This is a genomic window from Arthrobacter sp. ISL-95, from assembly GCF_018613695.1.
GTDB lineage: Bacteria > Actinomycetota > Actinomycetes > Actinomycetales > Micrococcaceae > Arthrobacter.
Genome location: NZ_JAGGPR010000008.1, coordinates 325,467 through 350,069 on the forward strand (window position 1 = coordinate 325,467; position 24,603 = coordinate 350,069).

The window sequence follows — 24,603 nt, forward strand, 5'->3', positions numbered from 1 at the left end:
CACTATTTGTTCTTTTTCGGTTCATCACCGTGGGTTTCGCGGATCTCTTCACCGTCCCGAATGACTTGGTCTTCCTTTTCCTGCATCTTGTCGCTCTTCTTGGTATCCCGCGGCGGCAGCTGGATGCTTTCTTCGGCTTCAATACCGCCTTGCAGCTGGCGGCCGCGCTCCATCTCGGCGTCGAATTCCGCACCGAACAACAAGGACATGTTCAGGATCCAGAGCCACAGCAACATGATGATCACGCCGGCCAGGGCACCGTAGGTCTTGTTGTAGTTGCTGAAGTTTGCCACGTAGAACCCGAAGCCCAGCGATGCGATGGCGAAGATCACCAGCGCGATCAGGGAGCCCATGCTCATCCAACGGAACTTGGGCTGCTTCACGTTGGGCGTGAAGTAGTACAGCACCGCAATGATGACGATGACTACCAGAATGAGGACCGGCCACTTGGCAATGTTCCAGACGGTCAGGAACGTTTCCGACAAACCGATGGCACCACCGATGGCTTCCGCCACCGGGCCGCTCAGGACCAGCATGGCTGCGGCGAGCGCAGCACCCACGACGGCGACGACGGTGACGGCGAGCATGGTGCCCCGCAGCTTGATGAAGCCACGGCCCTCGTCCACTTCGTACACGCGGTTCATGGCGCGGCTGAACGCGGTGACGTAGCCGGAGGCTGACCACAGCGCCACCACAATGCCGAAGAACAATGCGAAGCCCGCCGCATTGGATTTGGTCAGTTCCTCGATGGGCTGCCGCAGGGTGTCAACGCCAGGACCTGGCGCGAACTGCTGGGCGATATCCAGCAGTGCGGACGTGGTTTTCCCCGCGTCCCCAAAGATTCCCAACAGGGAGACCAACGCCAGGAGTGCTGGGAAGAGGGCGAGGACCCCATAGTAGGTAAGACCAGCTGCGGCGTCCGGGCACTGATCCTTAGTGAACTCCCGCAGCGTCCGTTTGGCGATGTACATCCATGTGGGCTTGACGAGATCGTTGGGACTGTCCGGCTTGCGGGAGTCTTCCGGGGAAGGAGCGGTCTGCGCCTTGGCTGTGCTGGTGTGGGCTGAGTCTTGTGTGGTCATGGGGCACTCGTCCGTTGGGGTAGTTTGCGCGAACAACTGACCCATCAATAGTAAGCATCCTGATGATTCATTCGGAAGAACCCACGCCGATTTATCGCCTACGGCCCCGAAAGATTATGGCGGATCCAAGCTCCCCGATCAGGCCAGTTTGCTGGCCAGCAGGAACTCGAACGGCGACTCAATCACGGACCGGATCACCTGGCCCGCAGCGCCGAGAAGCGTTCCCGAGTGCTCCAGGGCGGAAACTGTCAGGTTATCCGGATCCAGCAGACCCGGAGCGTATCGCTCCAGGCTACTCATCAGTGCCGGTTTGAGCCATTCCGCCAGAACGGCAAAGTGCCCGCCGAGGACGACGGCCTCAATATCCATCAACCGGGCAGAAGAGGCAAGCGCGACGCCCAAGTACCTCCCGGCGTCATGAACTGCCCGAGTAGCCTGCGGCTCCCGGGCAGCCAAGGCCGCCAGCAGCAGTTCAGTGCGTACGCCGAGCGAGCCATCCGGAATCCGCGCAGCCTCAAAAATAGCTTCCTGGCCGGCAAAGGTTTCCAGGCACCCCGCCCCGCCGCAGGAACAGGCAGGACCGTCCGGGTGGACAACAATGTGGCCGAGTTCGCCCGCAGATCCGCCTGGCCCGGTGTAGAGCTCGGAGCCAATAATGACGCCGCCGCCCACGCCCACCTCGCCTGAAACATAGAGGAAGTCGGGTTGTCCCTTGCCATACCAAAGCTCTCCGAGTGCGGCACTGTTTGCCTCATTGGATAACCTGACGCCAAGCGGCGCGCCTTCCAGCAGGGACCGCGGTTTCAGTTCCTCGTGTTCCCAGTGGAGGTTGGGAGCGGACAGGACAAGGTTGCGCTGCTCATCCACGAGACCCGGCACCGCTAACCCGCCGCCCAGGATTGAGATGTCCGCTGCGGCCGCGGCAGCGACGGCTTCGGCAGCAAGGCCACCCAGGCGTTCCATAACCTTGTGGGGCGCGAGCCCCCGGTTGCGCGATTCGACTGTTGAGTGGAAGCGGAGGTTTCCCCCCAGGTCCACGAGGCCGACGGCCAAGTAGTCCACGTTGATCTCCATGCCCACTACGCCGCGACGCGAGCTCAGTTCCAAACCCTGGCCGGGGCGACCCCGCTCTCCGTCGCGGTACAGGCCCACTTCGGAGACCAGCCCGGACTCCACAAGATCAGCCACCAGGCTGGACACCGCGGCCTTGGTGAGCCCTGTTCCCGCAGCCAATTGCGCACGGCTGGGCTTGGCATCCCCGGTCCGCGCAATGGAGTCCATCACCAGGGAAAGATTCCGACGGCGGACGTCCCCTACGCGCCCGGGCGCGGCTTGCTCATTCACTGGCGTGGGACCTCCTTGCGGATTCGAATAATTTCTTCCGGCTTCCATTGACCATGATCCATCATCCCCCATATAGTTCAGATTGAAAACTAATTGGAATGCACTTCTTCAAGTCCTTCCCCAGTGCTTTGCAAAGGAGCAAAAATGACCCCGCAGCCCACCCCGCAGGACCGCTTCACCTTTGGCCTCTGGACTGTCGGCTGGACCGGCGCCGATCCCTTCGGCGTAGCCACGCGTCCGGCGTTGGATCCTGTAGAAGCAGTTCACAAGCTCGCTGAGCTTGGCGCTTACGGGATCACGTTCCATGACAACGACCTCATTCCTTTCGATGCCACGGCCTCCGAGCGTGACCTCATCCTGAAGAACTTCAAGGCAGCCTTGGCCGAGACCGGCCTGAAGACGCCCATGGTTACCACCAACCTGTTCAGCCACCCCGTGTTCAAGGACGGCGGATTCACCTCGAATGATCGCTCCATCCGCCGCTTTGCCCTGAGCAAGATCCTCCGGAACATCGATCTCGCCGCTGAACTGGGTGCCGAGACCTTCGTAATGTGGGGCGGCCGTGAAGGCAGCGAATACGACGGTTCCAAGGACCTCTCGGCAGCGCTGGACCGCATGAAGGAAGGCGTGGACACCGCAGCCGGGTACATCAAGGAAAAGGGCTACGGCCTCCGGATCGCCCTGGAACCCAAGCCGAACGAACCCCGCGGCGACATCTTCCTGCCCACCGTCGGCCACGGCTTGGCCTTCATTGCGCAGCTCGAACACGGCGACATCGTGGGCCTCAACCCGGAAACCGGCCACGAGCAGATGGCCGGGCTGAACTTCACGCACGGCATTGCCCAGGCACTGTGGGCGGGCAAGCTCTTCCACATCGACCTCAATGGTCAGCGCGGCATCAAGTACGACCAAGACCTCGTTTTCGGCCACGGAGACCTCACCAGCGCCTTCTTCACCGTGGACCTGCTGGAGAACGGCTTCCCCAATGGCGGCCCCACGTACGATGGTCCGCGCCACTTCGACTACAAGCCGTCCCGCACCGATGGTTATGACGGCGTGTGGGAATCTGCCACGTCCAACATGTCCATGTATCTCTTGCTGAAGGAACGCGCTTTGGCTTTCCGTGCAGACCCGGACGTCCAGGAAGCACTCGCCACCTCAGGCGTGTTCGAACTCGGCGAGTCAACGCTGAACGCCGGAGAGACCACTGCGGACTTGCTGGCTGACGCAACCGCTTACGAGACGTTCGACGCCGACAAGGCCGCCGAGCGCTCGTTCGCCTTCGTCCGCCTTAACCAGCTGGCTATCGAGCACCTTCTCGGCGCCCGCTAGGTCACTTCACCCACCGCAACCCCGTCGCCGGGCGCAAGAGATTCCTTTCGGGGTTTCCTTGTCAGCCCGGCGGCGGTCCCCCTAAGGAACACAAACATGCCTCTCGTAGCCGGGATCGACAGCTCCACCCAGTCCTGCAAAGTTGTCATCCGGGATTCAGTTACCGGCGCGTTGGTGCGTCAGGGCCGAGCGTCCCACCCTGAGGGGACGGAAGTCCATCCGGAGCACTGGTGGTCTGCCCTGCAGGAAGCGATTGCACAGGCCGGCGGCTTGGAAGACGTCGACGCCGTGTCGGTCGGCGGCCAGCAGCACGGCATGGTGTGCCTTGACGAATCCGGAGACGTCGTCCGCCCGGCCCTGTTGTGGAACGACACCCGCTCTGCCCCGGACGCTGAGGAGCTGATCCTCGAAGCCGGCCATGGCGACGCCGCCGCCGGAGCGTCCTACTGGGCGTCAAACACCGGAACCGTGCCCGTCGCGTCGTTGACTGCCACCAAGCTCCGATGGTTGGCACGGAACGAACCCGCGAACGCCCAACGGACTGCAGCCCTGTGCCTACCCCACGATTGGCTGTCCTGGCGCCTGGCCGGACACGGACCCGGCAGTGGACCGGCTTCTTTGGACCTCCTCCGCACAGACCGCTCGGATGCTTCCGGTACGGGCTACTTCTCGTCCTCCAGCGGCGAATACCTGCCGGAGGTCCTCAAAGACACCCTTGGCCACGTCCCAGTACTGCCGGTCGTCGTCGGCCCCTTGGAAACTGCGGGTAAGACACCGGGCGGGGCACTGATCGGCCCGGGTGCGGGCGACAACGCTGCAGCAGGGCTGGGCGTGAGTGCCGCCGTCGGGGACGTCGTCATGTCAATTGGAACGTCAGGGACGGTCTTCGCGGTTTCGGATGTTCCGGCGATGGACGCCAGCGGGCTCGTGGCTGGCTTCGCGGACGCTACCGGCAACTACCTGCCGTTGGCCTGCACACTCAACGCGACCCGAATCTTCGAGGCCACAGCTGCACTGCTCGGCGTAACCCTTGCGGAACTCGGCAACTTGGCCCTGTCCGCTCCGGAAGGCGCCCAAGGGCTGACCCTCGTCCCGTATTTCGAGGGCGAACGGACCCCAAATCTGCCGGACGCCACCGGTTCCCTCCACGGCATCACGGTTTCCAACTACACTCCAGCCAACATGGCACGGGCCGCCGTAGAGGGCGTGCTGTGTTCCCTGGCCGACGGACTTGCTGCTTTGCAGGCACAGGGCGTCTCCGCCCGGCGCATCATCCTGGTGGGCGGCGGTGCGCAATCGGAGGCGGTCCAGCAGATCGCGGCTGCAGCCTTTGGTGTGCCGGTGTTCGTCCCCGAACCCGGAGAATACGTGGCGGACGGCGCGGCCCGGCAAGCCGCAGGCATTCTCACAGGAAAACTGCCCTCATGGTCTCTTGAGGGAACCGTGGTTCACCACCGAACTGACGCCGGGAACCCCGAGTTCCTTACTCCGGAGTTCCTGACAAGGTACCGCTATTACGCCGCCAAGGTGGCCAAAGGCTGATCGCCGTTGCGGGTGCTCTATCGTGACAGGGTGAGCACTGAACAATCCGCATCCACCCGGCCTCCCGTGATGGAGGACGTTGCCCGCGTGGCAGGTGTCTCCCACCAGACCGTCTCCCGGGTCCTGAACAACCACCCCAACGTGAGTTCCAAGACCCGCGAGCGCGTGGAACAGGCCATCACTGAACTGGGGTACCGCCGGAACACCGCCGCCCGAAGCCTGGTCACTCGGCGTTCCCAGACCATTGGCGTGCTCGGCAGCGAGATGGCACAGTACGGGCCGTCCCACACGCTCCTCGGGGTTCAACAGGCAGCACGGGATGCGGGCTACTTCGTGAGCGTCGCCGGGCTGCGGGAAGTAACGCCTGAAACCATCAAGGACGCCATGGCGCACTTCATGGACCAAGGCGTAGACGGCATCGTAGTAACTGTGCCCCACCCGGGGACTTTTGATGTCCTCAAAGACATCACTGCTCAAGTGCCGCTGGTTGCTGTTGGATCCATCGGCGATGAACACCTCACCGGCGCCACGGTTGACCAGCGGCAGGGTGCCCGACTCGCCGTCGAGCATCTTTTGGAACTTGGGCACCAGCGGATCGGGCACCTGTCCGGACCCGCCGATTGGATTGATACCGCTGCCCGGATCGAAGGTTGGCGGGACGCGCTGGGCGAGGCCGGGGTTGACCCGGAGACCCTTATCGAGGGCGACTGGAGTGCCGAATGCGGGTACCGGGAAGGCTTGAAAATCGCCGCCGAACGCTCCGTGACAGCCCTGTTCGTCGCCAATGATCAGATGGCCCTGGGCGTCCTCCGGGCATTTCATGAAGTTGGCGTCCAGGTGCCGGAGGACATCAGCGTAGTGGGCTTTGACGACCAACCGGAATCGGCATACTTCATACCGCCGCTGACCACGGTGGCGCAGGACTTCGAGGAACTCGGCCGGCGCTGCATCGGCTTGCTCTTGGATCGGCTGGAAAGCGGCTCTACCGGCACGCCTGCCACGGTGGCGCCGCGGCTGGTTATCCGATCCACCACGGCTACCGCCGCCAGCTAGCCTAAGCCTCACTACTGAACTTAACCGGGGAACAGCAGACACTCTTATGCGGCCCCCAATAAGGCATTAGCTGTCCCCTACTTGGGTGGGCCTGCGGTTGGCCCCTTCATAAGTACCAGTTCCACGCGGTCTCCTCTTGACATCAAAGTTGTGAGCGCTAACAATTGCATCAGACCTTCTTCAGTTTTCCACCCCGACCCCCGGCAATGAGGCCTTGGCCAGCCGGATGGAGACCCCATGAATACCTCTGAAAACATCCCGCTCGATGAGCAGTTCGTCATTGGCGTGGACTATGGCACTTTGTCCGGCCGCGCCGTCGTGGTGCGCGTATCTGACGGCGCAGAGATCGGCAGCGGCGTCTTCGAATACCCGCACGCAGTGGTCTCGGATCGTCTCCCCGGCTCCGGCCAGCGACTCCCGGCCGACTGGGCCCTTCAGGTGCCCAACGACTACCGCGACGTCCTGCGCAATGCTGTACCGGCCGCCGTCGCCGATGCCGGAATCAACCCGGATTGTGTGGTGGGCATCGCTACTGACTTCACCGCGTGCACCATGGTTCCAACTACGGCTGATGGCACGCCGCTGAACGAGCTGGAACGCTTCTCGGACCGGCCACACGCTTTCGTCAAGCTGTGGCGTCATCACGCAGCCCAGCCGCAGGCGGACCGCATCAACAAGCTTGCCGAAGAACGCGGCGAGTCCTGGCTTCCCCGTTACGGTGGCCTGATCTCCTCTGAATGGGAATTCGCCAAGGGGCTGCAACTCCTCGAAGAGGATCCGGAAGTCTACGGCGCCATGGATCACTGGGTCGAGGCCGCGGACTGGATCGTCTGGCAGCTCTGCGGCAGCTATGTCCGCAACGCGTGCACAGCCGGCTACAAAGGCATCTACCAGGACGGGAAGTACCCGTCCGAGGACTTCCTGGCAGCGCTTAACCCGGAGTTCAAGGGCTTCGTGTCCGAGAAGCTGGAACACACCATCGGCCGTTTGGGCGACGCTGCCGGCTACCTCACCGAGGAAGCCGCGGCGTGGACCGGGCTTCCCGCAGGGATCGCCGTAGCAGTGGGCAACGTTGATGCCCACGTCAGCGCACCTGCCGCAAAAGCTGTTGAACCCGGACAGCTCGTGGCCATCATGGGCACGTCCACCTGCCACGTCATGAACGGCGACGTCCTCCGTGAAGTCCCCGGCATGTGCGGAGTAGTGGACGGCGGCATCGTGGATGGGCTTTGGGGTTACGAAGCAGGCCAGTCCGGGGTGGGCGACATCTTCGGTTGGTTCACCAAGAACGGCGTACCACCGGAGTACCACCAAGCCGCCAAAGACAAGGGCTTGGGTATCCACGAATACCTCACCGAACTCGCGGAGAAGCAAGCAATCGGCGAGCACGGACTGATCGCCCTGGACTGGCACTCCGGCAACCGCTCAGTGCTGGTGGACCACGAGCTTTCCGGCGTGGTGGTGGGCCAGACCTTGGCCACCAAACCTGAGGACACGTACCGGGCACTGCTGGAAGCCACGGCCTTCGGAACCCGCACCATCGTTGACGCGTTCCGCGACTCCGGTGTTCCGGTCAAGGAATTCATCGTGGCCGGCGGGCTGCTGAAGAACAAGTTCCTGATGCAGGTCTACGCCGACATCACCGGCCTGCCGCTCTCCACGATCGGATCCGAACAGGGTCCTGCGCTGGGCTCCGCAATCCATGCAGCCGTGGCGGCCGGGAAGTACAAGGACATCCGCGAAGCCGCAGCGTCCATGGCAGCAGCTCCCGGCGCCGTCTACACCCCCATCCCCGAAAACGTGGCCGCCTACGAGGTCCTCTTCCAGGAATACAAAGCTCTGCACGACTACTTCGGCCGGGGCACCAACAACGTCATGCACCGCCTCAAGGCCATTCAACGGGCAGCGATTCAAGGCTCAGGACAGGGCTCAGCTACCCAGCCCAGCGCCCTGGAAGGAGCCTCAGCATGAGCGCGCTCCTGGAGTCCATTGCCAAAGTCCGCAAGGACGTCTGCGACCTTCACGCCGAACTGACCCGCTATGAACTGGTGGTGTGGACCGCAGGCAACGTCTCGGGCCGTATCCCCGTGCACGATCTCATGGTGATCAAGCCGTCAGGCGTTTCCTACGATGACCTCACACCCGATCTCATGGTGGTCACTGACCTTTATGGCACACCTGTGCGGGGAATGAACACCGGCAGTGCAGGCACCGTGGACTGGGGCAACCCGGACCTCTCGCCGTCTTCTGATACGGCCGCGCACGCCTACGTCTACCGGCACATGCCCGAGGTTGGCGGCGTGGTCCACACGCACTCAACGTACGCCACGGCCTGGGCTGCACGCGGTGAAGCAATCCCGTGCGTACTCACCATGATGGGCGACGAATTCGGCGGATCGATTCCCGTGGGACCGTTCGCGCTGATCGGCGACGACTCCATCGGCCAGGGCATTGTGGAGACGCTCAAGAACTCCAACTCCCCCGCTGTGCTGATGCAGAACCACGGCCCCTTCACTATCGGCAAGTCCGCCCGTGAGGCCGTCAAAGCCGCAGTGATGTGCGAGGAAGTGGCCAGGACGGTCCATATTTCCCGGCAACTGGGCGAGCCGCTGCCCATTGATCAGGACAAGATCGATTCCCTCTACAACCGATACCAGAACGTTTACGGCCGCTAACGCGGACAACCAGGCCGCTGCTGCGGACAACCAGAAGCCACTCGAAACTCAAAAGCACCCAGGAGCCACGAAATGCCCAGCGCAAACAACACTTCCCTCGAACAATACGAGGTCTGGTTCCTTACCGGCAGCCAGCACCTCTACGGGGAGGACGTCCTCAAGCAGGTGGCCGCGCAGTCACAGGAGATTGCCAACGCGCTCAACGCCAGCAGCGATGTTCCAGTCAAGCTCGTGTGGAAGCCGGTCCTCACCGATTCCGATGCCATCCGCCGCACCGCGCTGGAAGCGAACGCCGATGACTCCGTGATCGGCGTGACCGCCTGGATGCACACGTTCAGCCCGGCCAAAATGTGGATCCAGGGCCTGGACGCCTTGCGCAAGCCCCTGCTTCACCTGCACACGCAAGCCAACAGGGACCTGCCGTGGGCTGACATCGATTTCGATTTCATGAACCTCAACCAGGCAGCCCACGGTGACCGGGAGTTTGGATACATCCAGTCGCGGCTCGGCGTGCCACGGAAGACCGTCGTCGGGCATGTCAGTAACCCTGAGGTTGCCCGGCAGGTGGGCGCCTGGCAGCGCGCCTCGGCCGGCTGGGCGGCGATCCGTACCCTGAAGCTGACCCGTTTCGGCGACAACATGCGCAACGTCGCCGTCACGGAAGGTGACAAGACCGAAGCTGAGCTTCGCTTCGGCGTCTCGGTCAACACGTGGTCCGTCAATGAGCTTGCGGACGCTGTCCACGCAACCGCAGAGTCCGACGTCGACGCCTTGGTTGCCGAGTACGAGCGCCTTTATGAGGTGGCTGACGAGCTAAAGGCCGACGGCGCCCGCCACGAGTCGCTGCGGTACAGCGCCAAGATCGAACTGGGTCTCCGCAGCTTCCTTGAAGCCAACGGATCCGCGGCATTCACGACGTCCTTCGAGGATTTGGGCGCCCTGCGTCAGCTGCCGGGCATGGCCGTCCAGCGCCTGATGGCCGACGGGTACGGCTTTGGCGCCGAGGGCGACTGGAAGACCGCCATCCTGGTCCGCGCCGCCAAGGTCATGGGCGGCGACCTGCCCGGTGGTGCGTCGCTCATGGAGGACTACACGTACCATCTGGAGCCGGGGAGCGAGAAGATCCTGGGCGCGCACATGCTGGAGGTTTGCCCGTCGCTGACCGCCAAGAAGCCGCGCGTAGAGATTCACCCGCTGGGCATTGGCGGCAAGGAAGACCCCGTCCGCATGGTGTTCGATACCGACGCCGGCCCCGGCATTGTGGTAGCGCTGTCCGATATGCGCGATCGGTTCCGCCTGGTGGCGAACGTGGTGGACGTCGTGGACCTCGACCAGCCACTCCCGAACCTGCCGGTTGCCCGCGCGCTCTGGGAACCGAAGCCCAACTTCGCTACCTCCGCCGCCGCGTGGCTCACCGCCGGCGCAGCTCACCACACGGTATTGTCCACGCAGGTGGGCCTGGACGTGTTCGAGGATTTCGCCGAAATCGCCAAAACGGAACTCCTTACCATTGACGAAGGCACCACCATCAAACAGTTTAAGAAGGAACTCAACTGGAACGCCGCCTACTACAAGTTGGCCGGCGGCCTGTGAGCACGGAATTCACGCTGAGCGCGGGCGGTTACACAGCAGTTGTGACCGCCCGCGCGGCCGCGCTGCGCGTTCTGCAGTATGAGGGCCGGGATCTCGTTGTTCCATTTCCGGAGGGTGGTCCCATCCCGGACTACCGCGGCGTCATTGCCGCGCCGTGGCCCAACAGGATCGCGGACGGCACGTACAGTTTCGACGGCGTCGAGCACCAGGTGCCGATCAACGAACCTGAGCGGGCAACTGCCTTGCACGGGCTCGCCTTCGCGCTCGACTGGGCGGTGAAAGAGTCCGACGCCGGCGCGCTTACCTTGACGTGCACGGTGGGGCCCACCGCGGGATACCCGTTCGTGCTTGAGCTTTCGGCCCGGTTCACGCTGGATAAGGCCGGTCTGCACACCTCCATCACTGCCCGGAACGCCGCTGATGTCGCCGCTCCCTACGGAGTGTGCCCGCACCCGTACCTCGTGGCCGGCTCGTCGCCGCTGGACGAATGGGTTCTCGAGTTTGACGCCGACTCTTTCCTGGACGTCACGCCGGACCGGCTACTGCCCGTTGGCGTTGTTCCCGTGGACGGCCACGCTTTCGACTTCCGTTCCGCGCGCGCCATCGGCAGCACCGAGATCGATCACGCCTTTACGGGAATAGCGTTCGACGGCGGTCTGGCGCGGTTGTCGCTGCGCGACCCGGCGGGCACCGGCGTCGGGACGTCCGGGGTAGGGATGTCGTGGGACGAAAGCTGCCCGTGGCTGCAAATCCACACGGCCGACAAGCCAGCGCCGATCCCCAGCCGGATCGGCCTTGCCGTGGAGCCCATGACCTGCCCGCCGGACGCCTTCAACAGCGGCACGGACCTGATCCGGCTGGAACCGGGCGCCCAGCACACGGCGTCCTGGAGCATCTACGCCCTGTAGCCACCCAACTAAGTAGCAGTTAAGCGCGTTTTGACCACTCAAAACGCGCTTAACTGCGACTCAGTTGGGTGCGCGGGGACTTAACTGCCAGCGCCCGCAGTGCTTTGGCGGACCACCAGTTCGGGCGTGAACACCACGGACCGGTGCTTGGTTCCGCCGCTCTCCTGTTCCTCCGCGAGCAACTCGATGGCGGTCCGGCCCAAGGCCTCGGTGGGCTGGCGGATGGAGGACAAGGGGACTACGGCGGAGATGGCGAAGTCGATGTCGTCATAGCCGATCAGCGCGATGTCCTCGGGAATCCGAACCGTCCGCAACATGGTCAGCGACTGCATGACACCCAGCGCCAGGAGGTCGTTGGAGCAGAACACCGCTTCAGGCCGAAGCTCCGGGGCACGTTCCACCAAGCTGTTACCCACCTGCCGTCCGGCCAGCACGGTCTGACCGGCGGAGTCCAGAACTTCAACACTGGCATCCGACACTTCGGCCACAGCACGCTGCGCGCCCTTGAGTCGGCTGGCCACCTGGCGAATGGAGGGCGTACCAACAAAGGCCAGACGACGGCGGCCCAGGTCCAGCACGTGCTTGGCGGCCAGGTACCCGCCTTCCTCGTCATCCACGGAGACTGAGCTGCAGCGATCGGTGTCCGCGAGTTCGTCCACCAGGACGGTGGGCACACCGCGTTCGCGGAGGGTATCGATCCGCTCCGCCACATTGCCTACGGGAGAGATCAGCAGGCCCTGGACGCGCTGCTCTTGGAAAAGGTCCATGTAGTGGGCTTCGCGCGAGGCATCTTGCCCGCTGTCCCCCACCAGTACGACGCTGCCCAGGGCCGTTGCCGCATCTTCCGCCGCGCGAGCCACGGAGGAGAAGAAGGGGTTCCCAACGTCCAGCACGATCAAGCCGATGGTCCGGCTCTGGCCGGCGCGGAGCTGGCGGGCGGCGTCGTTGCGGACGAAGCCAAGTTCAGCGATGGATTTCAGGACGCGTTCCTTGGTCCTCTGCGAAACCCTGTCCGGATAATTCAGCACATTGGAAACAGTTCCCACTGCTACCTGGGCGTGAGTGGCAACGTCTTTGATGCTCGCTGTCTGGGACATGCTTTCCGATCTCCGCTGGCTGACGTCAATGTGTTGGAAACGCCTTGACACCCTCCCGTTTACGAGGGTAATTTGAATCGTAACAAATGAAACGATTCAAAGACGAGTGACCCTGGAGAACCGCACATGAGGGTTTGTTTCCGCTCTTCAGTCCAGCCGGAACTGATGGCCGAGTACAAGCAGCGCCACGCCGCAGTATGGCCGGAGATGCTGTCCGCACTGAAGAAAGCAGGGTGGAACAACTACTCGCTGTTCCTCGCTTCGGACGGCCAACTCATCGGCTATTTGGAATGCGAAAACTACGAGTCAGCCCAGGCCCGCATGGCCCTCACGGAGGTCAATGCCCGCTGGCAGGCGGAGATGGCCACCCTCTTTGCGAACAGCGATGTCCCGCCGGACCAGGGCTTTGAAATCGTCGAAGAAGTCTTCAACCTCGAGGACCAGCTCGCCGCTGCAGGCGTCACAGATGCCGCCCACCACACACATATAGACAAAGACCCCGCCCACGAAAACCAAAAGGAACAAGCATGAACACCACAGAATCGGCCCTGGGCCGTCTGGGAGAACTGGCCATTGAAGTGCCGTCCTGGGCCTACGGAAACTCCGGGACCCGGTTCAAGGTCTTCGGCACCCCGGGTACTCCGCGCACCGTCCAGGAAAAGATCGCCGACGCCGCAAAGGTTCACGAGCTCACCGGCCTGGCCCCCACCGTGGCTCTGCACATTCCGTGGGACAAGGTGGATGACTACGCAGCACTGCGCGAGTACGCAGCAGGACTTGGCGTTGGGCTGGGCACCATCAACTCCAACACCTTCCAGGATGACGAGTACAAGTTCGGCTCCCTGACCTCCTCCAACGAGTCCGTGCGCCGCCGGGCGATCGATCACCACCTTGAGTGCATCGAGATCATGCACGCCACCGGGTCCAAGGACCTGAAGATTTGGCTGGCCGACGGCACCAACTACCCTGGCCAGGATGACATTCGCGGCCGCCAGGACCGCCTGGCAGAGTCCCTCCAGGAAATCTACGCGGGCCTCGGCGACGAGCAGCGCCTGGTCCTGGAGTACAAGTTCTTCGAGCCCGCTTTCTATCACACCGATGTTCCGGACTGGGGTACGTCCTACGCACAGACCCTTGCCCTGGGCGAGAAGGCGTTCGTCTGCCTGGACACCGGCCACCATGCGCCGGGTACCAACATCGAGTTCATCGTCATGCAGCTCCTGCGCCTGGGCAAACTCGGCTCGTTCGACTTCAACTCCCGCTTCTACGCGGACGACGACCTGATTGTTGGTGCAGCTGATCCGTTCCAGTTGTTCCGCATCATGCACGAAGTCATCCGTGGGGGCGGTTTCGGCAAGGATTCGGGCGTCGCGCTGATGCTGGATCAGTGCCACAACCTGGAAGAAAAGATCCCGGGCCAAATCCGCTCGGTGCTCAACGTCCAGGAAATGACCGCCCGCGCCCTGCTCATTGACACCGCGGCGCTTTCCGAAGCCCAGCGTGCCGGCGATGTCCTGGCCGCCAACGGCATCTTCAACGATGCCTTCTACACCGATGTCCGCCCGGTCCTGGCCGAGTGGCGCGAATCCCGCGGCCTCCCCGCCGATCCGATGGCTGCCTACAAAGCCAGCGGATACCAGAAGAAGATCAACGAGGACCGCGCAGGCGGCCAGCAAGCCGGATGGGGCGCTTAACAAAATGACCACCACAACTGTTGAAGAACTGATCTCCCGTTCCAACCGCCTCGGTGCGGACAAGCGGAACACCAACTTCGCCGGCGGCAACACCTCTGCCAAGGGCACCGAAAAGGACCCTGTCACGGGCCAGGACGTCGAGCTCCTCTGGGTGAAGGGTTCCGGTGGCGACCTCGGCACACTGAAAGCTGAGAACCTTGCCGTACTCCGCCTGGACCGGCTGCAGGCACTCAAGGATGTTTACCCCGGCGTCGAGCGTGAAGACGAAATGGTGGCCGCGTTCGACTACTGCCTGCACGGCAAGGGCGGCGCTGCGCCGTCGATCGATACCGCCATGCACGGCCTCGTTGATGCTGCACACGTTGACCACCTGCACCCGGACTCGGGCATCGCCATCGCAACCGCCGTTGACGGCGAAGCGCTGACCTCGAAGGTGTTCGGCAGCAAGGTTGTGTGGGTTCCTTGGCGTCGCCCCGGTTTCCAGCTGGGCCTGGACATCGCCGCGATCAAGGAAGCCAACCCGCAGGCCATCGGCACCATCCTGGGTGGCCACGGAATCACCGCCTGGGGTGCCACCAGCGAAGAGGCCGAGGCCAACTCGCTCTGGATCATTGACCAGGCTGAGACTTACATCAAGGAAAACGGCAAGTCCGAGCCATTCGGCGCCAAGCTCCCCGGCTACGGCGCCCTCCCCGAAGCTGAGCGCAAAGCGAAAGCTGCCGCCCTCGCTCCCGTGATCCGCGGCCTGGCTTCCACAGACAAGCCGCAACTGGGGCACTTCAGTGATGACGGCGTAGTTCTTGAATTCCTTGCCTCGGAAGAGCACCCGCGCCTCGGCTCGCTGGGCACCTCCTGCCCGGATCACTTCCTGCGCACCAAGGTCAAGCCGCTGGTCCTGGACCTCCCGGCCGACGCCTCGATCGAGGACTCGGTCACCCGGCTGAAGGAACTGCACGCGGCCTACCGCGAGGACTACCAGGCGTACTACGACCGCCATGCAGACGAGAACAGCCCGGCACTGCGCGGCGCAGACCCAGCGATCGTGCTGATCCCCGGCGTCGGCATGTTCTCCTTCGGCAAGGACAAGCAGACCGCCCGCGTGGCCGGCGAGTTCTACATCAACGCCATCAACGTGATGCGCGGCGCCGAGGCGATTTCCACCTATGCCCCGATTGAGGAATCCGAGAAATTCCGCATCGAGTACTGGGCGCTGGAAGAAGCCAAGCTTGCCCGCATGCCCAAGCCAAAGTCACACGCCACCCGCATCGCACTGGTGACCGGAGCGGCGTCGGGCATTGGCAAGGCGATCGCCACCCGTTTGGCGTCCGACGGCGCGTGCGTAGTGATTGCCGATCTGAACCTTGAGAACGCGCAAAAGGTTGCCGAGGAACTGGGCGGTTCCGACGTCGCCATCGGTGTCCAGGCTGACGTCACCGACGAAGCCCAGATCGCCGCCGCCATCCAGGAAGCCGTGCTCGCGTTCGGTGGCCTGGACCTGGTGGTCAACAACGCCGGCCTGTCCATCTCCAAGCCGTTGCTGGAAACCACCGAGAAGGACTGGGACCTGCAGCACAACGTCATGGCCAAGGGCTCGTTCCTGGTGTCCAAGGCCGCTGCAAAGGTGATGATCGAACAGGGGCTGGGTGGAGACATCATCTACATCTCCTCCAAGAACTCGGTCTTCGCCGGCCCCAACAACATCGCCTACTCCGCCACCAAGGCTGACCAGGCCCATCAGGTCCGCCTACTCGCCGCTGAACTGGGCGAATACGGTGTCCGGGTCAACGGCATCAACCCCGACGGTGTGGTCCGTGGCTCCGGCATCTTCGCCGGCGGCTGGGGTGCCAAGCGCGCAGCTGTGTACGGCGTGGATGAGCAGGAACTGGGCAAGTACTACGCCCAGCGCACGCTCCTCAAACGCGAAGTCCTGCCGGAACACGTGGCCAACGCCGCCTCCGTGCTCACCAGCAACGAGCTTTCCCACACCACCGGCCTCCACATCCCCGTAGACGCCGGCGTCGCGGCAGCTTTCCTGCGCTAGGACGGACTGTGAACAACCGAACCACCGCGAGCACCGTCCCGGCACCCGCCGGGGCGGTGTCCTCGCACAACGTGTTTGTCGCCATTGACATCGGCGCCTCCTCCGGCCGCGTCATGCTGGGTCGCGTTTCCGCAGCCTCCGGTGTGGCCCTCGAGACGATTCACCGCTTTCCCAACGGGGTTGTGGAGCTCGACGGCGGCCTCCGCTGGGACTTCGACGCCCTGTTCGCTGAGGTACTCAAGGGCTTGGCGGCTGCTGCTGCCGTGGCGCGTGAGAACGGGGAACACATCCTTAGCATCGGCATTGACACGTGGGCGGTGGACTACGGCCTGGTGAACAAAGCCGGCGAGCTCACGGCGCAACCGTACAGCTACCGGGACGAGCGCAGCCGGGCCACTGTGGAACGGGTTCATGCGGTCATTTCCCCGGAGAAGCTGTATGCCACTACTGGCTTGCAGTACTTGCAGTTCAACACCGTGTACCAACTGGCTGCGGAACCGAACCTGGACGGGGTGCAGGCTCTCCTCATCCCGGATCTGATCGCGTTCCTTCTCACCGGTGTTCGCCGCACCGAGGCTACCAATGCCTCCACCACCGGGCTCTTCGACGCCATGGCTGGCCAGTGGGCCACGGACTTCCTGGATGCCCTGGGGCTCCCCTTCGACATCTTCCCGCCGCTCATCCAGCCCGGTGAAACCGTGGGCACACTGCTCCCGGGGATACTCGAGCAGACGGGCCTGCCAGCGGACACCACCGTGGTGGCCGTGGGCTCACATGACACAGCCTCGGCCGTGGCAGCCGTCCCAGCACAGGTTTTGGATTCAACTGGAGAGCAGGATTTCGCCTACATCTCCTCAGGGACCTGGTCCCTGGTGGGCGTGGAGTTGGACGCTCCTGTGCTGAGCGAAGCGAGCCGCAAGGCCAACTTCACCAACGAACGCGGCGTGGATGGCACCATCCGGTACCTGCGCAACGTCGGTGGCCTCTGGCTTCTAAGCGAATGCCAGCGGGCGTGGGCTGCCCAAGGGTTCAGCCAGTCGCTGCCGGCCTTGCTCGACTCAGCTGCTGCGCTTCCTAGCGGCGGACCGCAGATCAACGCCGACGATCCCGCCTTCACGGCCCCCGACAACATGCCGGACCGTATCCGCGCAGCCGTGCGTAACACCGGTGCGGTGCTCCCGGACCGGCCTGCCGCCGTCGTGCGTTGCATCATGGACAGCCTTGCGGCGGGGTACGCCCGGACGCTCGCTGATGCTGAGCGCCTGACGGGCGGCAGCACCAGCGTGGTGCACATTGTGGGCGGCGGTTCGCAAAACCGGCTCCTGTGCCAGCTCACTGCTGATGCCACGGGCAAGCCCGTGATCGCGGGGCCCGTCGAAGCGACTGCGCAGGGCAATGTCCTGGTCCAGGCCCGCGCTGCAGGGGTGGTGGCCGGCGGACTGGCCGAGCTGCGCGGACTTGTGGCCGCGGGCGAGGAGCTGGTGCGCTACCAACCGGCACATGAGGTCAGCGGCGTACCTTCCTGACCCTCTTTGACACGAGGTTGGCCGCCAAACAACCTACAACGGTTGCTTTGCGGCCATCCTGTCTCCAATCAAGGTCAGGAAGCCACGGATCGGCGTCCGCTGGTCGAGACCCGCGAGCCAGCGCGTGCTGAACGTCTGCTACGTCACAGCGCCGGATAGGGGTACCGCGCTAAACTGGTCGCATTATGATCCGCACAATGTTCAAGTCCAAGATCCACCGCGCAACGGTGACCCACGCCGACCTCCACTACGTCGGTTCAGTCACTGTCGACCTGGACCTCCTGGACGCGGCCGACATCCTTCCCGGTGAGCTCGTCTCCATTGTGGACGTCACCAACGGCGCCCGGCTGGAGACGTACACCATTGCCGGCGAGCGCGGTTCCGGCGTGATCGGGATCAACGGCGCTGCGGCCCACATGGTCCACGTTGGCGACACCGTCATCCTCATCACCTACGCGGAGATGACCACGGAAGAGGCCCGGACGTACGAGCCCCGGGTGGTCCACGTGGGCAAGGACAACAAGATCCTGCAACTCGGCAACGACCCCGCCGAGGGCCACACCCCCGGTCTGATGCGCCCGCCGCACGCTCTGAGCAACGCAGCGCACCTCAGCTAAGGCCACAACAACTCAGTCTCCACAACAGCGTTCGACGTCGGCAACTCAGGTGAGTGCCGACGTCGGGCGCGTTTCGGCTTCTTTAGCCCACGATGGCAGGAGCCTGAAGGGGTGATCTAGCGTCATTGCCGAGTGCGGAGGCTGCTTGGCGGGCAGCGTCGAGGCCGCTCTCGATGGCACCGTCAATGAACCCTCCCCAGCCGTTGGCGATGTCAGATCCCGCGAGCCCGATTCTTCCCTCGGGCTGCTGGAGTTCCGCCAGGTACCGGGTGAGGTATCCGGCGTAATGCATGGGCCAAGTGGACCGTGCGTGTTCGTCGGCTACCCAGTCGTGTCCGGCAACATCCAGAACTTTCAACCCCGGGACGATTGCGTCAAGGTGCCGTTGTGCTGCAGGGACGTCGGCGACGTCGACGGCCCCGGCGTCGGGACCGAAGCAGACAAGGGTGGTGGTGTCCTCATCGATGTACTCAGCTTGGACGAAGTTCAGGGCGGCCGTCTCGGGCCCAAACGCGACGAACCTTTCCTGCCGGCCGTCCACCTTGATCCACAATTTTGCGCCGCGGCCTGCCTGTCCCCTTGCTGCTGCCTCCCTCTTACCGGGAGACAAAGCGGGTTGGATATCGATGTCATTGAGTACGCTGAGCGGGAGCGCAAGAATGACCTGACGGGCCTTGTATTGTTTGCCCGCTTTTGTTGTCACGAGGACTCTCTCGTGATCCTGCTCGATTGAGGCAACCACCTGGTTCAGCCGCAGCTCTGACGTTGAGTCGGCAAGGATTGCCTCGGCGAGGCGACGGGTGCCGCCGTCGATCTTGAAGCTGGCGCATGCCTCAAACATCAGCTGCCAGTCACCACTGGCCACGGCACACCAGCGCAATGCCTGGGTGTAGGCCGCTTGGTCCAGCCTGCCGTTGAAGTTCAGGGTCCAGAAAGATCTCAGGAGCTGACGCTGATCTTCCTGGAGGTTCAACTGCTCAATGGCGTCCGAAAGTGTGAGCTCATCGATATCTGCCACTTCGGCGTTATTCAGGGGTGACCACGGAAGGGGAAAATAGCGCCGGGCCGCAGCCAGGAGCAGGCGATTCGGGCCATCAAGCAATTCCAGAAGGCTGTCTGCGCTCCCTTGATGCCTTTGTCCGTCAACAGTCCAGAAGGCCTTGGTGAACTCCGGCCCCGGCAAAGCCTTGATTCCGTACCGCCCCATTTCCGCCCAGACATACGGCTGGGTCCAGTGCACCCAGGTGCCGCCAAGTTCCAGGTTCCGGCCAAGGTGCTCCTCCAGGTGGGTTCGCCCGGCGATGCGGTCCTTGGCCTCCAGCAAGATGGTTGTGTGTCCGCCGCGGGATAGTTCCCTCGCCGCTGTGAGACCGGCAAAGCCAGCGCCGATAACGATGACCTCAGAGTTTTCCACTTTGCCCGTTCCTCAGCTGTAGACGAAGAATTCGATGGTCGGCTCCAGGACACTCCAGCGGGTCATTGCCCCCTTGGACAGCGAAGCCATGGAACCTTCCTCCAGCTCAAGGGTGCTCCCGCCCTTGACCTCGATGCGAAGGTGACCGGAGATGATGTAAATGGTTTCATCCTGGTCAATCGGCAGGTCGAACGGTTCCGGCGCTTCCTCGGGCGTAACTTTCCAGATGCCGCCGCTGAGCACGTCGTTTCCGTTGTCCCCGGGGCGCCGAAGCCATTGGACACAGCCAAGCGCGAACGGTTCAAACGCTGCGTGGTCAAGGTGGGCATGAAAGACCTGAGACATGGTGTTGCTCCTCTATGGTGGATTCGCGGAGATGGGCCTCCACTCAGTGTTTGTGGGGGTTCAGTGCTTGTAGGGGTTCAGTGCTTGTGCGTGTCCTGGGGGTAGCTCGTGGTGTTCAGGACAGTGAGCCTGGAGTTGAACGGCAAGGTGACTGGTTCCGCGGCAGGATTGTCCCAGCCAAACATCCGCCCGATGGAGCGCTGCTCGCGGAGGTCGATCAGGAGCACTGCTTCAACGGTCATCACCTGTTCGGTCCAGAAGAAGATGTACAGGTCCTCCGCGACGGCCCACGTCATGCAACGGTCGGTGTCAGCCAGCCCCGCTTCCCCTCCCCGGACGCAGTGCCACGTGAAGGTTCCTTGATTCAGGTAAATGTGCTCATAGGATTCGACGTCGCTGTAACGGTAGAAGATGCGCTTCCCAACGAGGTCCGAGGACCGCTGGTGCACCGTAGCCTCGGCGCCGGCGTTGGAGTGCGTGAAGTCGGTAGTTCCCCGGACCTTGCCGTCCGAGCTGACAAACCTGGAGACGGCTGCGGTGACGGCACCTGTGGACTGGTCGAAGACAATGGTGACGTTTTCGGCGTCGGCGTCTTTGCCTTGGTTTTGTCCACGGACGAAATCGATGATGAAGATTCCCGGGCGGGCTTCAATGGCCTTGTAGGCAGCGGTTCCGCTGGCATCGCCCTCGGACCACGTGAGCGTTGAGGTCGTGAGGAAGTTGTGCTCGATGAGGGTTCCGTCGGCTGTCTGAAAGGAAATAGTTGTGGCAGCCAGCGCAGGAGACGCAGGCAGGGTCTGATCGCCGAACCCGTCCAGCATGGTGGAGACCGGCGGCCATTCTTCCTCGGGAACGTAGTCCTGCAGTTCAGTGGTGGTCATGAGCTTGGTCCTTTTGTTATAGAGGCGATTCGGTTCTGAGAAGGTCGGTTCAGACAATTTCGGCGGCGTAGTTGATGGCAGGCTTTTGCCGTCCCCGGATCAGGCCGACCACAAAGATCAGCGGGATGCCAAGAAGGAGCCAGCGCGCTACCCCTCCTGCGCCGCCGAGCAGGACGTCATAGTTGTCCAAGGTCAGGTAGCCCACCACCACGAACGCCAGGAAGGAAAGGGCGGGTGCGATCACGGTGACCCAGAGGTTGTCGCGGGTCCGGGACCTGGCGAAGTACACCAGAACCGCGGCGGAGGTCAGCAGCAGGATGGAGATGAATCCTGCCGTTCCCAGGGCTACAAACCAGGCGAAGACCGTGGCGATCGGGTCAGCACCGGCCAGGAGGAAGGCACTGATCACTGCCAGGACAACCAAGGAATTGACCAGTCCGGCAAAGGAGGGCGCCCCTGTTGAGGAAACTGAAGACAGCTTGGCCGGGAGCGCGCCTGCCCTGCCAAGAGCAAAGAGGTAGCGGGAGAACATGTTGGACAGGCCCAGGAGCATCGCTACGAAGCTCGTGACCACTAATACCTGCATGGCAAGACTCAGCCAGGCTCCGCCGCTGGACTCAGCGAGGTCGAAGATCATCCCGGACGGATTCCCGGTGGCTACAGCCTGAATCCCATCGATCCCCACGGCTCCGCTGATGGCCCACGTGGACAACATGTAGAACACGCCGATGAAGGCAATGACGAGGTAGGCGGCACGCGGGATGGTGCGGCGCGGATTTCTTGCCTCTTCAGCGAAGACAACCGTGGCCTCAAAGCTGGTGAAGCATGCAAAGGCGAACAGCAGTGAGATTCCCAGGCCTGGCCCAAAGATGTTCTCACCGGTGAAACCGGCGAACGTGAAGATCCCCAACCCTTTTTGCGCAATCAAGGAGGCGACCAGCGCGGCCACCACCAGAGTTTCGCCGAGGATGAGTACTCCCAGCACCTTCAAGCTGGCGTCCACGCCTTTCATGGTCAGCACAGTAGTGAGTGCCATGACCACAACGATCCAGAAATAGACGGGTAGCCCAATGCCCGTGAGGCTTTCCACGAGCTGCTGCGCGAAGACGCCAAACTGGGACCACAACCCGATCTGAAGGCTGAGATAGGTAAGGATGGCGATTCCCGCACCACCCGTGGCCCACTTGTTGCCCAAGCCCTTGGCTATGTAGGCAACGAATCCGCCGGCGTTGGTGATGTGCTGGCTCATTCTCAGGTATCCCACCGAAAAGAGGGCTACCAAAAGTGCCGCAATCACATAAATCACCGGGGTTCCGGGCCCGCTCGCGGAGAAAATGACGGGGCTGGCGCCCACCACTGCGGCCATGGGGGCAGCGGCAGCAATGGCGAAGAAGGCAATGGCAACAACGCCAAGCTTGTTCGCCCTGAGCCGGACGGCACCTGCCGAGGGATCGGCGCCTTTGGGGCTGGAGTCTTTGGGGCTGGCGCCTTTGGGCCCGACCGGGGCCGAGGTCTGACTGGAATCGTTCATGAGGCTGTTCTTTCCGGAATGCACTGGCGCCATCGCCACTGCGGAGGGATAGGGGGCCCTGCGGCCGGAGGACAAGTGTCCGGGCGGTGAGGCTGAAGCTACTCTTGGTGGCGGGTGATCCGGGCCACATTTCAAACTATACGTTTGTATAGTTTGAGGTGTCAATGGGTTCCTCCCCCTCATTTCTTCACCGCTAGACTCGCTGTATGAGCCAGGAAGCGCGCAAGCTGCCCTACGGAGACGGTCGGGATGCCCTGCTGGCTGCCGTGCTGGATGTTGTGGCGGAGAAGGGCCTGCGCGGCGCAACCTACAGATCAGTTGCCGCCAAGGCCGGCGTCAACCATGCACTGGTCACCCACCACTTCGGTTCCATGGAAGGGCTCCTGGCCGCCACCATGGAATGGTCCGTCCAGCGGTCCATTGAGGAAACCGGGCTCTCCGGGATCGCGGACTTTGACGGAACTTTCGCTGACACACTTATTGCTACCGTCTCCGCCGAACCTGAACTGCAGTTGTTCCAGTTCGAAATGATCCTCGAATCCAGGCGCAACCCCCGGATCCGCGAGATGGTTGAGCGCCTCTATGCCAATTACGTCAGCACCGTGGAAGAGGCATTGACGCGCCGTGGGCTGGATACACGCAACGAAGCGTCCCTGGCCGTCTTCGCCGCCCTTGACGGGCTTATGCTTCAATTCCTCACCATCAGCGACCCCCACCGCATCAGGTCCGCCGTGATTCAAGTGGGGCGATTGATATCCGCGCTCGAGACCGCGAACGAAACGACTGAAAAGCCGGCGAAGAATCAGCCCCAGGACAGTTAAGGCCCGACGTCGGCACACAGGTAAGCGTCCGCCGTCGGCACTCAGGTGAGTGCCGACGTCGTACACTTCCACCGTCCGTATGACGGAATTCTCATGAGAAAACGCTTACTCAGATCGGGTTTGTGGCTAAGCTGTCATTCGTGACCCGACGAATCTGCTCCCGCGCTACCCCATGATCGGCGTACTGTCCGGGTTCTTCGTGGTGTGGGCCATCATCCTGGTGGGCATGTTTGTTGGACGGCGGAACATCCTGGGTGAGAACGCCCGGTCCGTACTGAGTTCGCTGACGTTCTTCGTGGCCAGCCCTGCTCTGCTGTTCGAGACACTGAGCAAGGCCAAGTTGCACGATGTCTTCGCGGCTCCCCTCCTGGTCACGGCAGTGGGCGCCGTGCTGACCGGCCTGCTGTTCTTTATGATCGTGAAGTTCTGGCTCAAGCGCAGCCTGCCGGAGTCGCTCATGTCATCCATGAGCGCGTCCTTGGCCAACTCAGCCAACCTCGGCATCCCCATCGCCGTGTTTGTCCTGGGAGACGCCAGCTATGTGGCGCCCCTGTTGATCTTCCAGTTGGCGTTCTTCACGCCCCTGTACTTGATGGCCCTTGACGCCAGCACAAGCTCGCACCGCACCACTCCCCTGCGCTTCCTGTTGATGATCGTGAAGAACCCCATGATCGTGGGCTCAGCGCTGGGACTCCTGGTAGCGGGCACTGGTTTCCAAGTCCCCACGCTCATTCTGGAGCCCATCCATCTCATTGGCGGCGCGGCGATTCCGGCCATGTTGATGTCCTTCGGCATGAGCCTGAACGGATCCAAGCCACTGCAAAAGGCCGCAGGACGCCGCATGGATACCTTGCTGGCCAGCGGATTCAAGCTGATTGTCCACCCCCTGATCGCGTACCTGTTTGCCCGCTTCGCACTGGGGATGGACGGGCACGCACTGTTTGCCGTGGTGGTCACCTCTGCGTTGCCTACCGCACAGAACGTCTTTGTGGCAGCGAACCGCTACCAAGCAGGAATCACCGTGGCCAAGGACACAGTGCTGATCACCACCATCGTGGCGGTGCCGGCCATGATCGCCGTGGCACTGCTGCTCGCCTAGCGCTGTTC

At 62.9% G+C, this 24,603-nt stretch carries 21 protein-coding genes; 14 read left to right on the forward strand and 7 right to left on the reverse strand.

Features of this window, described 5'->3' with window-relative positions:
- Positions 1 to 2: 2 nt before the first annotated feature.
- On the reverse strand, positions 3 to 1,082 hold the full coding sequence (locus J7I86_RS13675) for a YihY/virulence factor BrkB family protein (protein WP_214820634.1): 1,080 nt from the start codon (positions 1,080 to 1,082) through the stop codon (positions 3 to 5).
- Between the two features lie 138 nt (positions 1,083 to 1,220).
- Complete coding sequence (locus tag J7I86_RS13680; protein WP_214820635.1) at positions 1,221 to 2,426, reverse strand: ROK family transcriptional regulator; 1,206 nt, start codon at positions 2,424 to 2,426, stop codon at positions 1,221 to 1,223.
- A gap of 144 nt (positions 2,427 to 2,570) precedes the next feature.
- Between J7I86_RS13680 and xylA the strand changes: the two genes are divergently transcribed.
- The 7 genes from xylA to J7I86_RS13715 all read left to right on the forward strand — a co-directional run bounded on the left by xylA (position 2,571) and on the right by J7I86_RS13715 (position 11,529).
- Entirely contained in the window at positions 2,571 to 3,758 is a 1,188-nt protein-coding gene (gene xylA, locus J7I86_RS13685; protein ID WP_214820637.1) for a xylose isomerase, read from the forward strand.
- 96 nt (positions 3,759 to 3,854) lie between these two features.
- Positions 3,855 to 5,300, forward strand: coding sequence for a xylulokinase (locus tag J7I86_RS13690; protein WP_214820639.1), 1,446 nt, complete (start codon positions 3,855 to 3,857; stop codon positions 5,298 to 5,300).
- Between the two features lie 69 nt (positions 5,301 to 5,369).
- Complete coding sequence (locus tag J7I86_RS13695) at positions 5,370 to 6,353, forward strand: LacI family DNA-binding transcriptional regulator (RefSeq protein ID WP_214820742.1); 984 nt, start codon at positions 5,370 to 5,372, stop codon at positions 6,351 to 6,353.
- A gap of 237 nt (positions 6,354 to 6,590) precedes the next feature.
- A complete protein-coding gene (araB, locus tag J7I86_RS13700) occupies positions 6,591 to 8,324 on the forward strand; it encodes a ribulokinase (RefSeq protein WP_214820641.1) in 1,734 nt (577 codons plus the stop codon).
- Positions 8,321 to 9,028 (forward strand): L-ribulose-5-phosphate 4-epimerase, encoded by a 708-nt coding sequence (locus J7I86_RS13705; RefSeq protein WP_214820643.1) that lies wholly within the window; start codon positions 8,321 to 8,323, stop codon positions 9,026 to 9,028. The genes araB and J7I86_RS13705 overlap by 4 nt, the downstream gene beginning before the upstream one ends.
- Before the next feature lie 72 nt (positions 9,029 to 9,100).
- Positions 9,101 to 10,621 (forward strand): L-arabinose isomerase, encoded by a 1,521-nt coding sequence (gene araA, locus J7I86_RS13710; RefSeq protein WP_214820645.1) that lies wholly within the window; start codon positions 9,101 to 9,103, stop codon positions 10,619 to 10,621.
- Positions 10,618 to 11,529, forward strand: coding sequence for an aldose 1-epimerase family protein (locus J7I86_RS13715; RefSeq protein WP_214820647.1), 912 nt, complete (start codon positions 10,618 to 10,620; stop codon positions 11,527 to 11,529). The genes araA and J7I86_RS13715 overlap by 4 nt, the downstream gene beginning before the upstream one ends.
- Before the next feature lie 80 nt (positions 11,530 to 11,609).
- Here the strand turns inward: J7I86_RS13715 and J7I86_RS13720 are convergent, their stop codons facing one another.
- The gene (locus J7I86_RS13720) at positions 11,610 to 12,626 is read right to left on the reverse strand and encodes a LacI family DNA-binding transcriptional regulator (RefSeq protein ID WP_214820649.1); all 1,017 of its coding nucleotides are present in this window, start codon (positions 12,624 to 12,626) and stop codon (positions 11,610 to 11,612) included.
- Positions 12,627 to 12,752: 126 nt separating this feature from the next.
- Between J7I86_RS13720 and J7I86_RS13725 the strand changes: the two genes are divergently transcribed.
- The 5 genes from J7I86_RS13725 to panD all read left to right on the forward strand — a co-directional run bounded on the left by J7I86_RS13725 (position 12,753) and on the right by panD (position 18,504).
- Positions 12,753 to 13,157, forward strand: a complete 405-nt coding sequence (locus J7I86_RS13725) for an L-rhamnose mutarotase (RefSeq protein ID WP_214820651.1) — start codon at positions 12,753 to 12,755, stop codon at positions 13,155 to 13,157.
- Positions 13,154 to 14,320: an L-rhamnose isomerase gene (gene rhaI / locus J7I86_RS13730; RefSeq protein WP_214820653.1), complete on the forward strand. Its 1,167-nt coding sequence runs from the start codon at positions 13,154 to 13,156 to the stop codon at positions 14,318 to 14,320. Before J7I86_RS13725 ends, rhaI begins: the two co-directional genes overlap by 4 nt.
- Positions 14,321 to 14,324: 4 nt before the next feature.
- The gene (locus J7I86_RS13735) at positions 14,325 to 16,361 is read left to right on the forward strand and encodes a bifunctional aldolase/short-chain dehydrogenase (protein ID WP_214820655.1); all 2,037 of its coding nucleotides are present in this window, start codon (positions 14,325 to 14,327) and stop codon (positions 16,359 to 16,361) included.
- Between the two features lie 8 nt (positions 16,362 to 16,369).
- Complete coding sequence (locus tag J7I86_RS13740; RefSeq protein ID WP_214820657.1) at positions 16,370 to 17,887, forward strand: rhamnulokinase family protein; 1,518 nt, start codon at positions 16,370 to 16,372, stop codon at positions 17,885 to 17,887.
- Positions 17,888 to 18,072: 185 nt separating this feature from the next.
- Positions 18,073 to 18,504 carry an aspartate 1-decarboxylase gene (panD, locus tag J7I86_RS13745; RefSeq protein ID WP_178995752.1) on the forward strand — a complete coding sequence of 144 codons (432 nt, stop codon included), beginning with the start codon at positions 18,073 to 18,075 and terminating at the stop codon, positions 18,502 to 18,504.
- 82 nt (positions 18,505 to 18,586) lie between these two features.
- Here panD and J7I86_RS13750 read toward each other — a convergent pair whose 3' ends face one another.
- The 4 genes from J7I86_RS13750 to J7I86_RS13765 all read right to left on the reverse strand — a co-directional run bounded on the left by J7I86_RS13750 (position 18,587) and on the right by J7I86_RS13765 (position 22,675).
- Positions 18,587 to 19,918: an NAD(P)/FAD-dependent oxidoreductase gene (locus J7I86_RS13750; RefSeq protein WP_214820659.1), complete on the reverse strand. Its 1,332-nt coding sequence runs from the start codon at positions 19,916 to 19,918 to the stop codon at positions 18,587 to 18,589.
- A 12-nt stretch (positions 19,919 to 19,930) separates the two neighbouring features.
- A complete protein-coding gene (locus J7I86_RS13755) occupies positions 19,931 to 20,263 on the reverse strand; it encodes a cupin domain-containing protein (protein ID WP_214820661.1) in 333 nt (110 codons plus the stop codon).
- 77 nt (positions 20,264 to 20,340) lie between these two features.
- Positions 20,341 to 21,144, reverse strand: a complete 804-nt coding sequence (locus tag J7I86_RS13760; protein WP_214820663.1) for a MoaF C-terminal domain-containing protein — start codon at positions 21,142 to 21,144, stop codon at positions 20,341 to 20,343.
- 49 nt (positions 21,145 to 21,193) lie between these two features.
- Complete coding sequence (locus tag J7I86_RS13765; protein ID WP_214820665.1) at positions 21,194 to 22,675, reverse strand: APC family permease; 1,482 nt, start codon at positions 22,673 to 22,675, stop codon at positions 21,194 to 21,196.
- 206 nt (positions 22,676 to 22,881) lie between these two features.
- On the opposite strand from J7I86_RS13765, the gene J7I86_RS13770 reads away from it, so the two are divergent.
- Entirely contained in the window at positions 22,882 to 23,496 is a 615-nt protein-coding gene (locus J7I86_RS13770) for a TetR/AcrR family transcriptional regulator (RefSeq protein WP_214820666.1), read from the forward strand.
- 172 nt (positions 23,497 to 23,668) lie between these two features.
- Positions 23,669 to 24,595, forward strand: coding sequence for an AEC family transporter (locus J7I86_RS13775; protein WP_214820667.1), 927 nt, complete (start codon positions 23,669 to 23,671; stop codon positions 24,593 to 24,595).
- Positions 24,596 to 24,603: the final 8 nt, after the last annotated feature.

Coding starts and splice junctions, on each gene's coding strand:
- araA (WP_214820645.1), top strand. CDS start 9,101: ATGCCCAGCGCAAACAACACTTCCCTCGAACAATACGAGGTCTGGTTC.
- J7I86_RS13695 (WP_214820742.1), top strand. CDS start 5,370: ATGGAGGACGTTGCCCGCGTGGCAGGTGTCTCCCACCAGACCGTCTCC.
- J7I86_RS13675 (WP_214820634.1), bottom strand. CDS start 1,082: ATGACCACACAAGACTCAGCCCACACCAGCACAGCCAAGGCGCAGACC.
- J7I86_RS13720 (WP_214820649.1), bottom strand. CDS start 12,626: ATGTCCCAGACAGCGAGCATCAAAGACGTTGCCACTCACGCCCAGGTA.
- J7I86_RS13735 (WP_214820655.1), top strand. CDS start 14,325: ATGACCACCACAACTGTTGAAGAACTGATCTCCCGTTCCAACCGCCTC.
- J7I86_RS13760 (WP_214820663.1), bottom strand. CDS start 21,144: ATGACCACCACTGAACTGCAGGACTACGTTCCCGAGGAAGAATGGCCG.
- J7I86_RS13775 (WP_214820667.1), top strand. CDS start 23,669: ATGATCGGCGTACTGTCCGGGTTCTTCGTGGTGTGGGCCATCATCCTG.
- J7I86_RS13725 (WP_214820651.1), top strand. CDS start 12,753: ATGAGGGTTTGTTTCCGCTCTTCAGTCCAGCCGGAACTGATGGCCGAG.
- xylA (WP_214820637.1), top strand. CDS start 2,571: ATGACCCCGCAGCCCACCCCGCAGGACCGCTTCACCTTTGGCCTCTGG.
- rhaI (WP_214820653.1), top strand. CDS start 13,154: ATGAACACCACAGAATCGGCCCTGGGCCGTCTGGGAGAACTGGCCATT.
- J7I86_RS13770 (WP_214820666.1), top strand. CDS start 22,882: ATGAGCCAGGAAGCGCGCAAGCTGCCCTACGGAGACGGTCGGGATGCC.
- J7I86_RS13755 (WP_214820661.1), bottom strand. CDS start 20,263: ATGTCTCAGGTCTTTCATGCCCACCTTGACCACGCAGCGTTTGAACCG.
- J7I86_RS13765 (WP_214820665.1), bottom strand. CDS start 22,675: ATGAACGATTCCAGTCAGACCTCGGCCCCGGTCGGGCCCAAAGGCGCC.
- araB (WP_214820641.1), top strand. CDS start 6,591: ATGAATACCTCTGAAAACATCCCGCTCGATGAGCAGTTCGTCATTGGC.
- J7I86_RS13705 (WP_214820643.1), top strand. CDS start 8,321: ATGAGCGCGCTCCTGGAGTCCATTGCCAAAGTCCGCAAGGACGTCTGC.
- J7I86_RS13690 (WP_214820639.1), top strand. CDS start 3,855: ATGCCTCTCGTAGCCGGGATCGACAGCTCCACCCAGTCCTGCAAAGTT.
- panD (WP_178995752.1), top strand. CDS start 18,073: ATGATCCGCACAATGTTCAAGTCCAAGATCCACCGCGCAACGGTGACC.